Origin of the sequence: Gabonia massiliensis (assembly GCF_001403595.1) — a bacterium.
Classification (GTDB): domain Bacteria; phylum Bacteroidota; class Bacteroidia; order Bacteroidales; family Coprobacteraceae; genus Coprobacter; species Coprobacter secundus.
This window is the reverse complement of record NZ_LN877939.1, coordinates 594085-606481: the sequence shown is the minus strand read 5'-3', so window position 1 is coordinate 606481 and position 12397 is coordinate 594085. Positions and strand designations below refer to the sequence as shown.

At 35.1% G+C, this 12397-nt stretch carries 9 protein-coding genes; all 9 read right to left on the bottom strand.

The window, feature by feature from the left end; translation table 11 throughout:
- Positions 1-24: 24 nt before the first annotated feature.
- The gene (locus BN2628_RS07250; RefSeq protein ID WP_055096623.1) at positions 25-840 is read right to left on the bottom strand and encodes a hypothetical protein; all 816 of its coding nucleotides are present in this window, start codon (positions 838-840) and stop codon (positions 25-27) included.
- Between the two features lie 15 nt (positions 841-855).
- Positions 856-2439 carry a RagB/SusD family nutrient uptake outer membrane protein gene (locus BN2628_RS07245; protein ID WP_055097138.1) on the bottom strand — a complete coding sequence of 528 codons (1584 nt, stop codon included), beginning with the start codon at positions 2437-2439 and terminating at the stop codon, positions 856-858.
- A 20-nt stretch (positions 2440-2459) separates the two neighbouring features.
- Entirely contained in the window at positions 2460-5900 is a 3441-nt protein-coding gene (locus BN2628_RS07240) for a TonB-dependent receptor (protein WP_074024045.1), read from the bottom strand.
- Between the two features lie 75 nt (positions 5901-5975).
- The gene (locus BN2628_RS07235) at positions 5976-6959 is read right to left on the bottom strand and encodes a FecR family protein (protein WP_055096621.1); all 984 of its coding nucleotides are present in this window, start codon (positions 6957-6959) and stop codon (positions 5976-5978) included.
- Between the two features lie 150 nt (positions 6960-7109).
- Positions 7110-7712 (bottom strand): RNA polymerase sigma-70 factor, encoded by a 603-nt coding sequence (locus BN2628_RS07230; RefSeq protein WP_055096619.1) that lies wholly within the window; start codon positions 7710-7712, stop codon positions 7110-7112.
- A gap of 142 nt (positions 7713-7854) precedes the next feature.
- Positions 7855-8571: a phosphatase gene (locus tag BN2628_RS07225; protein WP_055096618.1), complete on the bottom strand. Its 717-nt coding sequence runs from the start codon at positions 8569-8571 to the stop codon at positions 7855-7857.
- A 40-nt stretch (positions 8572-8611) separates the two neighbouring features.
- Positions 8612-9505 (bottom strand): bile acid:sodium symporter family protein, encoded by an 894-nt coding sequence (locus BN2628_RS07220; RefSeq protein WP_317614741.1) that lies wholly within the window; start codon positions 9503-9505, stop codon positions 8612-8614.
- A gap of 131 nt (positions 9506-9636) precedes the next feature.
- The gene (locus BN2628_RS07215; protein WP_055096616.1) at positions 9637-10830 is read right to left on the bottom strand and encodes a hypothetical protein; all 1194 of its coding nucleotides are present in this window, start codon (positions 10828-10830) and stop codon (positions 9637-9639) included.
- A 475-nt stretch (positions 10831-11305) separates the two neighbouring features.
- Positions 11306-12349 carry an endonuclease/exonuclease/phosphatase family protein gene (locus BN2628_RS07210; RefSeq protein ID WP_154668417.1) on the bottom strand — a complete coding sequence of 348 codons (1044 nt, stop codon included), beginning with the start codon at positions 12347-12349 and terminating at the stop codon, positions 11306-11308.
- Positions 12350-12397 lie beyond the last annotated feature (48 nt).

Genomic DNA, 12397 nt, shown 5'->3' with positions numbered 1-12397 from the left:
TTAGTTTTATATAATCTCTGTGTTTTATTTGTTTGGAAGTTTTAGAGTTTCTTCAAAAGCTACACCGGAAAGAATGCCCCATTTCCCGTCTTGCTCTACCAAAAAATTCATTTGAGTAATAATGGTGTTACTGATTTCATTTAATTGTCCGGTTCCGGCGACATATACTACGCCATATTCCGGATAAATGAAAGCTTTCTGTTGTTCTATGGTTGCATTTCCGTTTTGGTCCAAGTCTATACGAATGTCACCATTTTCTACATAACAATCTTTAACGATGTAAAATGGGGCTTCTTCAGCTTTCATTACAGTAACTTCTTTTTCTGTTCCTAAAAATTGAGAGGTATAAATTCCTTTTTCCTCCATTTGGTACCAGGTAGGTTTGCGACTGACGGATACGGTTATTGCTGATTTTCCAAAAGGTGAAACACTACAATTTTCTTTTGGAGTCAGACGTATTTGAGTTTTAGCCTTGGTCAAATAATCGAGTTTGACTAAATCGATGTTTAATTTGATTTTAGCTTCATTATTGCCCTCTGTGAATGTAATTATATTGTTGTCGAGAGATATAAATTCTCTACCGGGCTGTTCTCCTCCGTTTCCGTCCTGTTGGAAAAAGAGCTCTGCTGTTACGCTGGCGTTACCTTGCGTGCTTTCTCTATAAATAGATATCTCTAATGTATTTTCAGTCTTTTCTACTTCTTTATTTAAAACGTCATTTTGAAAGGATATGTAGTTATGCGTATCTGATTCGTAAATACGTGTAATATTCTCTTGGTCACATCCGATCAGGAATGAGGGAATAAGTAGTGTTCCGAATATATATTTGTTCATTTTCATATTTATATTATTTAATTAAAGAGGATTTTGGTCTGCTACAGGGTCCATATTGACATTTCCATCAAATTCTGACTGAGGTAGTGTCAGGATAAAACCTTTATAATCCGGTATTTTTGTGTTATCGTTTAGCTTCACGATATGATTTGAGCCTTCGTAGTCCCGGGTATAGCCGGCTTTAAGACGGAGAACATCAAATATTCGACCGGTTTCTCCCCATAATTCGATTCGGCGTTGTAAAAGTATTTCGTCCAATAGAGTTTTTATTTCGGGAGTTGATACTGTGCCGTAGATGTCTAAAGTCATTTCATTGCTGTCTGTCACTTTATCCAGACGATTCTTGACATAATTTTTCTCTCGAATAGAGCCGAAATCTTTCATTAGGGTTCTTGCCTGATCATAATTTTTTAGTCGGCATAGAGCTTCGGCTTCAATAAGTAACATTTCTTCGGCCCTCATATAAATATTGTCTCCTAAATAGGATGAATATTCACTGAATCTAAATTTAGTTGTGCAATAGCTTTTTTGAGGTCCTTGTGTTTGTTCTAATGCAGGTGCTATGTTACCTTTCCACCAGTTATTGCGACGTATGTCCTGAATACCCATTTGTTTATATAGCCATGCACTTATACATTTTCGGTCGTATGAAGCGTGCATTCCGGCATTGGCATCCATATGGCAAAAGAAAGATGCATATGCTCCGTTTTGGTCTGTTTTTTGTATCTCGGTTCCCCATAATACAGAGGTCATATCTAAATCGTTAAATCCGCTTACCAGTTCAGATGCGTCGGCCAGACCCAAATTTGGTTTTTGTCGGGCTATATTTGCTGCATTGGCTGCGTCTTGCCAGCGGTTTTGTACCAGAGCAATACGTGCCTTGATGCCGTTTGCAACATAATAATCGATATGAGATTTGTGTATCTGGCTTATTCCTTGTTCTTCTGCTTGTTTTAGTAACCCTATTCCTTTTTCTATGTCTTCATTAATTTGTCTGTATACATTGGCTACTGTACCTCGGGGTTTTCCTTCAGTCGAAGAGGTTGTCGGTTCCGTATATACGGGAACCCCCGGAGAATTTTCATGACCGATGTATGTTTGTTGATAGAGTTGTATTAGATAAAAATAGCAAAGAGCCCGTAAAGAGTATGCTTGTCCGAACAGGTTGTCTTTTTCACTGGGAAGCCCGGTCAGACTCTTTTCATGAGATAGAATATAATTCAGGTTTGAGATGATGGTATAGTAAAAGTTCCATTCAGAATAAGGTCGATATAACATGCTTGAATAGAAGTTCCGTTCCTGTAGGTTATAGTCCATTGAGAACCATCCTTTGATGCTTGATGATACGATATTATCGTCTCCCATAAAGTCTGCTACCAACATGGTAGACATATATCCGAAAGTATGGGTAGAATTGTCTCCCGCCCAACCGGAAGAATACATCAGACGGTAAACCCCGTTCATGGCAATCATACCTCCATTTACGTCGGTAAATATGACGTTTCCTGATATCTGGTCAGTAGGGTTGGTATCTAAATAATCTGTGCATGAAGAGAGGGAAGAAGCACCGATTATGGCAAGTGCAATATATTTTGTTAATTTCATATTTTTTAGTTTTAGTATCATTAGAAGTTAATATCTATGCCGAAAGAGATAGTTCTTGACGGAGTATATGTATATCCGACTGTTCCTGTGAAATTATACTGAGGGTCCATTCCTTTTAGATGACTGAATAATGCTAAATTGTCTCCGGAAGCATAAAACCGAATTTTTTGCATTTTTATTTTGTCAGTCCATTTTTTAGGAAGGGTATATCCTAATGTGATGTTTTTGATAGCAAAGTATGACGCATCTATTAGGTTTTGGTCGGTTGTACGTATTTGTTGATCCCACATGATTTTAGGTACATCGGTGATATCTCCGGGTTTTTGCCACCTTCTTAAGGCATTTTTATGCCATACGTAGCCTTTATATCCTACATTCATCATGCTGCTGTAAATGCCATCCAGCATTTCACCTCCTATGGAGTAGGTGGTGAGAATGGATAAATCGAATCCTTTGAATGCTAAGTCATTGGTAATGCTCCCATATAAGTCGGGAATACGATTTCCTACAACTTCTCGGCTGTTGGCAGTCAGAGTTACGTCATCGGTTTTATATCGTTCTACGAGATTGTTGTTTTCGTCATGATTTACCCAATAAAGTTGATTACCGGTCAAAGGGTCAACTCCTGCAGAGATAGGCAGGTAGAACGAGTTTACAGCTTCTCCTTCACGGAAGATATTTGAACCTGAGATTATTTCCGGTTTATCGGCCAGTTTCAATATTTTGTTACGAATATGACTACCCATTGCTGTCAGTGTCCATCTGAAGTTTCGATTGTTGAATATGTCTATACTGGCAGTAATATCGACACCTCTGTTTCGCATACTTCCTACATTGGCAGGGTAGGCGTTGAAGCCGGTAGATGTTGCTTTGGGCATATTCAGCAACAAATCTTTGGTATGTTTGTTAAAAAATTCTGCAGTCAAAGAAAAGCGGTTGAATAACCGGGCTTCGATTCCTATATTCAGATTCTCGTTTTTTTCCCATCTTAGATCTCTGTTTTCCAGAGAATTTATGGCTGCCCCATTGTAAATGGCATTTGTCAGTCCCATATTGTACAAGCTTTGGTAGGCATAATAACTTCCGATATTATCATTACCTTGTGAACCAAAACTGGCTTTGAAAGTTAAATTATTTATCCAGTCCACGCCTGCCATAAAAGCTTCTTCAGAAATTCTCCATGAGGCTCCTAATGACCAGAATTTACCCCAACGGCTGGTTTTGTAAAATCGGGAAGAGCCATCTGTTCGAAAGCTTGCGGAAACATAGTATCTTTGAGCATAATTATAATTGGCGCGGCTTAGATATGATTCGATAGCATATTTGTCAGTTTGAGAACTTGCTGCAGCCAAGTTGGCAGCGGCGGCGAGTTCATAAAGACCTCCAAATGGAAATCCCGTTTTTTGAGCAGCTAAGTATTCTTGTTTTAGTTGGTAAAATTCGTGCCCGACCAAAATATCAAAACCATGCAATCCAAAATCCCGTTTGTAAGTTAATAATTGGTTGAATGTATAACTGAGTTGACGTTGTGCAGCTTTGGTTAAGCTACCGGAAATTGTGGCAGCGTTACCCGTGTAAGGATTTTGGTAACTCATTTCGTGGGTATTAAAATAGTCCAAACCTAAATTAGCTGTGAATGAAAAACCTTTCAGAAAACCGTATTTGTCATCATTGGCGGCTAACTCAACGTAAGTTCTTGCACTTAGATTATCTTTAGTGCTTTTTTCCTTATCGTCATAAAGCAATGCTATTGCATTGGAGTTGGATAGTGCAATACGATTAATTCCATAATCGAATATTTTATTCCCGTTGGCATCTAATTTTAAAGAGCCGTCGGCATTATGTTCGTACACGGGATAGATAGGTGCCATAATCTGGCTGGTGTACCATAAGTTTGAAACTTCTGAGCCTGAAGCACTATTATAATTACTGGTTGTTTGAGAAAAAGATGCATTCATTCCCATTTTTAACCAATCTTTAGCTTGCGTATCTACGTTGACACGCCCTGAATAGCGTTCGAATTCTGTTGTCTTTAGTAATCCGACTTCATCAAGATAGCCCATAGATACCATATAGTTGGTTTTAGAACTTCCTCCGGCTACAGATAACTGATACTCTTGCCTCAATGGATTTTTATTACTTAATTCATCTTTCCAATCTTCATGATATTTTAATTGGGCATTTGGATTTACTTTCCCTGTATAAGGATCTATCAATTGAGCAAGAGGCATGTCGAATGGGTTGTATTCTTCTTTATATCCCAATACCCCTTTAGCTATACCACCCATCACCTCGATAGCCTGTATTCCGGCTTGTGCAGGGTCTAATCCTTCCGTGTAGATAAGTTCGTTTTTGTATGCTTCGAAGGCCAGTTCCATATATTCGGCTTCATTTACAGTTTCATATTTGGGAATAGCTCTGGAGGCGATACCCCAATTTGCTTTTAGATTTACGGATATTTTGTCATTTTCTAATCCACCCCGTTTGGTTGTGATCATTACAACTCCGTTGGCTCCGCGAGAACCATATAAAGCTCCTGCAGATGCATCTTTTAGTACGGTTATCGATTCAATATCGTTGGTATTGATGCTGTTTAGAGTACCATCGAACGGTACACCATCTACTACATAGAGGGGGGTATTGGCTGCAGAGATAGAACCGAATCCTCGAATTATCATAGATGCTCCGGAGCCCGGTTGACCGCTTCCTGATGTGCTTTGAACACCTGCGACGGTACCTTCGATAGCTTTTGATACATCAGCTACAATACGTTTTTCAATGCGGTCGTGCTTAATTACTTCTGCAGACCCTGTAAATGAACTTTTTTTAGCTGTACCGTAAGCAATGACAACTACTTCATCCAGCTCTTCCGTATTTTCACTTAGAACGATTTGAAAATTTTTTTTATTTTTTATTGGGAGTTCTTCAGGATTATATCCTACATACGATGCTATTATAATTGAATTTTCCGGAACTTTTGATAATGTAAAATTTCCGTCAACGTCAGAAATAGTTCCAATATCGCTATTTTTCACTCGGATACTGGCTCCTATGATGGGTTCACCTTTTTTATCTTTAATGTTTCCTTTGATTTGTATTATATTTTGAGTCTTGGTTGCGGGGATATAAGATTCTTTTTTCTTAGTTACGGAGATTGTATTGTCTCTTTGTTGGAAACTGAGGCCTGTTTGTTTTTCTATTATTTTTAATATTTCTTGAAGAGATGCATTTTTTACATCAAAAGTTACAGGATTTACTTTATTTATAACTAAGGGGTCATAGAAAAAATTATATTTGCCGTTTTTCTCGATTTCTTTAAAAACGTTTTCGATAGGTTCATTTTTTACGCATAGAGTGATAGTAGCAAGCTTAGAGTTTTGTGCCATACATATATGGGATGTATTGCATAATACTCCTATCAGTATCATCAGACAAATGATGAATTTAGACCTTTTTTTCATCTTAAAATTAATCTTCATGTTAAGTTTATTCGGTATTTTGTTATATTAATTATATATTAAAAGCACTTTAAAATTTTATTTAAATAATAAGATTGTATCTCCTTCAATTTTGTATTTGATGCCGGTTATATATTCGATGGATTGTAGCACTGCCTCTAAACTTTTATTGTCATGCTGTCCACTAATTCGATTATTAAATGATTGATTTTCTGAATATTTGAATTGACAATTATAATAATGTTCCAAATCTTTGGTTATATCGTAGATTGTTGCGTTCTGATAATAAAGTTTACTTTGTATCCAAGCTAAAGCTCGAGAATTATCTTCCTTTTTCTTTATAAATTCATTTCCGTTAGCTTGAATTTGGACTTGTTCATTAGCTGTCAATTTCATGCTGGCTTGTGGCAATTCGACTTCGACTTTCCCAGATTTTACACTTACTAATGCAGTTTCTTGTTCCGTATATGATTTTACGTTGAATTTAGTTCCTAACACTTTTACTATAAAATTGTCAGTTTTGATTAGAAATTTTTTCTTTTTGTCGTGTACTATTTCAAAATAAGCTTCACCATTCAGTTCGATTTCCCGGTTTTTTCCTTGAAATTGCTGGGGAAATTTTATAGTAGAACATGCATTCAACAAGACTTTAGAACCATCGGGAAGTATGTATTCCTTCTTTTCTCCGAACGATGTACTTATTTCGGTAAAAAGTATGTGTTTATGTTCCGATATTTTATATTCTTTGATGCTTATTATGCTGATTAATAATATTATAATACATGCAATTGCTCCCCATACCTGTTTTCTGAATCTGAATTGTTTTTTTTCGATTTTATGCAATAATATTCTTGCTTCTTGCTTATATTTCTCTTGTTCTGTGTGATGTAAGAATGGAGGTTTGCTGATACTTTCTTCCCACATTTCAAGACTGATTTTATTCACTTCCCTTTGCATTTCGGGATTTTGAATATCTTTTAATATATCTTCGACCTCCGATTTGCTATATAAATTATCTAAATAGCGATAAATTTTCTTCTTTTTATCCTCTTCCTTTTTCATAAAGTGAATAATTGTAATAATTTCGTTACAATTATACTACACGGAAATTCTATTTTGCTGGGGTGTATTTAACTTATATTAACTATATATTGTTTAAAGATTGAAAAATAGGGAAGGATTTATCTATAAAATTGAAAGTATTATTAGTCTTTATTTCAATAAAAATAAGAAGATTACAATATTGACATAAGGCCCTGCGTGTTTATCTAAATAGGTTCTGATAGTTTTTAATGCAATTGAAATATGCTCTTGTACAGTGTTGAGTGAGATGCCTAATTTTTGAGCAATTTCTTTATGAGACATATCTTGATTTCTGCTCATGTCAAAAATTTCTCGTTGGCGTGGTGTCAGTTTTTCCATAGCACAAGTAAAATATTTCATAAATTCTTTTGAAAATAAATGTTCTTCGATATCTTCGTGGGCGTCTATAGCTTGGTCAAAGATATAGTTTTTCAGTTCTGCTTCGTTGTCTAAGTTACGCAATAAATTCAAGATACGGTTTCGCATTATAGTATATAGAAAAGATGAAAAAGGAATATCTGGATTAATGAATTTTCGTGTTTGCCAAATGGTTGTGAATGTATCCTGAAAGATGTCTTCTGCAAATTCGGATGATTTGAGAAATTTCATTGCAAAGTAGATGAGGCGATGCTTATAAGAGGAATATAATTCGCAAAAAGCATCTTCATTACCTTGAATTAGTTTTAATACAAGTTCTCTTTCTTTCTCTGATGAATTATTCGAATTTGTCATTTTTTTTATTTTCTTTTTTTCTAAAAGAAATAAATGCCGGTCGCAAACTTAAAGATTTATCAGAAAATTCACAAATGAATTTTAGAGAAAAGGTCCATTGCAATCTTGTTCCGATTTTAAATTTTAAATTTGTTTATAGTTTTTAAGGAGTTGCATTTATTCTTTTTTTGAAAGTTTCAGGTTTATCATTTATGATAAGCTCTTGTGGAAATTCTGTTTCCTGAAGTAAAGGATAAATATTTTCATAATTTGCTATGTCGAATGATATATGGGCATCACTGCCAAGTATTACCGGGACTTCGTATTTTTTACATAATTGAAGTATTTCTATATTATTTTTACGAGCTTCAGTTTTGTGTCTGACTGGATTCAGGGAGCTGTTATTTATCTCTAATAAAGTACCGTATTTTTTTGAAGCTAAAACAACTGGTTCGAAAAGTAGAGTAGCTGTGCCGTCTCCAGGGTGACTGATAATGTCTATATATGGGTTGGAAATTGCACCTATCATGGCAGAGGTATTTTCTTCTATGTTGCCGGGAGTATAACAAAGAGAGTGAATACCTGCTATTTTTATATCTAACATTTGGAGGTAGAATTCATCTAAGTCGATATGTCCCATATAGTCGATAATGTTTAGCTCTGCTCCTAATAATAATTCGATACCATACATTTTTCGAGGAACGACATGTAGGTTGCGAAAATAAATGGGATGGCACGTTCCCGGAATTCCAGGGGCGTGTTCGGTAATGCCTAATATCTGCAAGTGCTTTTCAGAAGCAGTATGAACCATTTCTTGTAGAGAACTGAATGCATGTCCACTGGCCACTGTATGGGTATGTACATCTAATAAAATATTCATAATAGAGATTAGAAAGTTGCTATAATGTATTTTTTAAATTTTAGTTTCTTTTTTCTCTTATCCATAATTGGAGAGAATTGATGCTGTTTTGCCAAACGACATACGATGCAGGACCTATAGAAGCTAACGGATTGAGGTAGGTTAGAGCCATCCATATTGCTAATACTGTATTTTTTTGCCCCAATCCTTGCCCTCCGGCAATTGTATTGTAATATTTTTTACCTATTAATTTGCCCAATATAAATTGTAATATGCAGACGATAAGAGCAAAAAGAGCAATTAAAATTTCTTCTTTGTATTCTGCATTTCCTCTACTGGCAATAAAGGATACAGTTTTTCCCATGACTATAGTCAAGGATATGGCCCATAAATAGAATGAGATGCTTTGATGATTTTGTAAAGCAGAATGTACTTTGGGTAGAAACTTTTGTAATATTAAGGCACAGACGAACGGAAATATCAATAAAGGAATCATTTCGGTACCGATTTTTAGAAAGGATTCAAAGAAAGGAAGGGAAATGTGATCTCCCATAAATGAAAATATAAAAGGGGCAATAATTGCAACGGTCATATTACTCAAAAGACTGTAAGTTGCCAGACAAGCAATATCGCCTCCCAACATTCCAGTTATAACAGCGGCTGCGGTAGCGGTGGGACAGAATACGCATATAAAGGTTCCTTCTGCTACTAAAGGATCGAACGAATATAATAAGACATATATGAGGAGACTTCCGATGACTTGTATCCCTAATAACCATACATGCAAAGGTGATAAATTCATATTGCGTAAAGATAGTTTGCAGTATGTAACTAAAAGCATGATGAATATTAGGTACGGAGTTAAAAAAGAAATTATTTGAACGTACCGATAAAAAACAGCACCGGTGATCATTGCTATAGGAAGCATCCATTTTTTCAATCGTTGCAATATCACTTTTCCTCACTTTTTGATTATGCAAAGTAAGAATGAATATTTGAATTATCAAAATATTATATTGTAATTTTATGGATCAAATATGTATTTATATGTAAAAATATCTCTATTTATACATGTATATTGAATATTTATACATTTTTGGTTCTGTTTTTTTGAAAATCGGCTTTTCGTGAAAAAGGGATATTTTCACGAAATAGTTTTCTATATGTAACGTGCGTTTTTACTCTTTTGGCTCCAATATATTGCATTAAATGTATCATTTGAGGATTAAAATCTCCAATCCAATTCATTTCTAAATATTTATATGGAGAATTTCTTTCTATAATTATTTCACAAAACCGAGTAATCATTGCAGCTTCAACTCCTTTACCTTGAAATTCGGGTATTATGCCAAATAATTGTCCTAAAGCTGTGTCCACTTTTTTTGTTCGTAAATAGTAATAAAATTTTAATATCCCGAAAAAATTCATTTTACCGTTCATCTGTTTTATGAGTTGATTTATTTCAGGGAACATAATAAAGAATCCGATAGGTCGGTTCTTAAAGTAAGCAAAATATATAAGTTCTTTGTCAAGTATCGGTCTTAATTTTCGATATAAAGTTTCTATTTGTTCGAGGGTCATGCCATCTACTCCGTGTGTTTGAGGATTCCATGTTTGGTTATATATATCAAATAACGATAAGACTGCTTTTTTATGACCTATATCTCCATAAGAGAGTATCTGATAATCAGGGTTACGGAGTAAGCGTTCTGATTTCCATACAACAATTCGGGAAAGATTATCCATTACTAAATGTGTACGATAGGTTAATTGCTGAAAGTAATCTTTAAAACCGTATGACTCAAAAAAGTCTTTATAATAAGAATGTGTATAAGGCATTGCATAGTTGGGGCAACGGTCGAATCCATTGGTGAGTAACCCCCACCAATGTAGACGTTCACCGAAGTTTACGGGTCCTTCCATCGCTTCCATTCCTCTATTTTCAAGCCAGTTGCGGCATGTATTAAATAAGAGGAATGCAGCGTCTTTATTGTTGATACATTCAAAAAATCCCATTTGTCCGACAGTATAGTCATCTATATGACTTGTTTGGTAATTTATGAATGCCGCAATACGGCCGATACATTGACTATTGTCATAAAGAACCCATCTGGTACATTCTCCATGTTTGAAATAAGGGTTTTTTACCGGATTGAATATTTGTTTGATATCATTATCTAAAGGGCGTATCCAATATGGATTGTTTTTATATAACTTTATTGGTAATGTAATAAAATCTCGTTCGGATTTTTTATCAGATATTTCTTTCAAGGTATACATAAAGTTTTTTTTAACATATTCATATATACAAAGATAACTTTTTGGTCGAATTCTGTTATATATATATAATTTTTTTGAGTCTGGGGCGGGAATTACCTTATTTTAGTTCAATCTATATATTGAAGTAGTTCAGTAACTATAAATTTGAGATACTTTCTTGTTCTATATCAGATAATTCCAATAATAGGTTTGTTATTGATACTTACTTTATTTTTTAGTATGTAATTATTAGAAGAATAAATGGTAGGGAATTGATAAGTGCAATGGATATTATTATCATGGTGTTAGAGCCAATATGAAATGTAGAGATAGTATTAACTTGGATATTTACATATTTTAAGTTTTCTTTATGCATTTATAGTTTGTAAATGTATAAAGAAAACTTATTTGATAAATTTGAAATTATTATCCTGAATAAGAATAATTTCAAATCTACTGTTACGATTATTTAGGACTGGTCAGCTTATTGTAAAGTCTAGTTTACTTCTTTGGCCAGATAAATCATGGTAGGGAAGTGGTCACTATACCCATTTAGATATACCCCTCCTGCATGTGTTCGTTTAGGATATCCTTTATATTTTCCTTCTTCTTGTTTTAAAAAATCCCGATTAAATACTTCTGCCTTTATAAATTTGAGCGTTGATCTATCTTTGCCTAACAGATTGCTTGAAATAATGATTTGGTCGAATAGATTCCATTGACCTTGATATGCCAATGAGCCTATACCTTTAGCAAAAATAGGCCACATCGTATTGAAATAACCTCTGGGTTTGACCTCGTTTTGTTTTTTCTTGGCTTCTAAAACTTTACTTGTACTACTGTTATTCGGATCGTCATTTAAATCTCCCATAATAACAACTTTAGAGTCAGGATCTGCTTGGATGAGTGAGTCTGCCAAATGTTTGGTAAGAGCGGCAGCTGCTTCTCTTTTAGGGCGAGAATTTTTCTCTCCACCTAGACGTGAAGGCCAATGGTTTACAATAAAGTGCATACGTTCGCCCGCCAGTGTTCCTGTAACCACAAGCTGGTCTCGTGTTCTCATAGATGTATCTGCAGGATAAACCAGACGAACACTTTTGCTGCTTTCGACGGTAAACAAGTCTGCGTTATAGATAAGTCCGACGTCTACCCCTCGGCGGTCAGGTGAATCGTAATGTACTATACCGTAATTTCTGTTGGCAAGAGGTCCGGTTTTTATGAGGTCTTCTATGACTCCGCGATTTTCAATTTCAGAAATTCCGATTACAGCTGGTCCTTGCGGACAGTAATCCAAAGCAAATTGACTAATGGCATAAGCCAAGTTATTCAATTTATTATGATATTTCATTGATCCCCATTTCATGGCACCTTGAGGGGTGAATTCTTCGTCTATGACATCTGGTTGGTTTATTGTATCAAAGAGATTCTCCAAGTTATAAAAGGCAATTGAATAAACGGCCAGTTTTTTATTTTGGTTCTGGGCGAGAATGGCCAATGTGCATGTGCAGGCCAACATAAAAATTAAGCTGAATTTTCTCATTAGTATAAAGTGTTTAGTTCTCTTTTTTATTTGTATTTATTCTTGGAG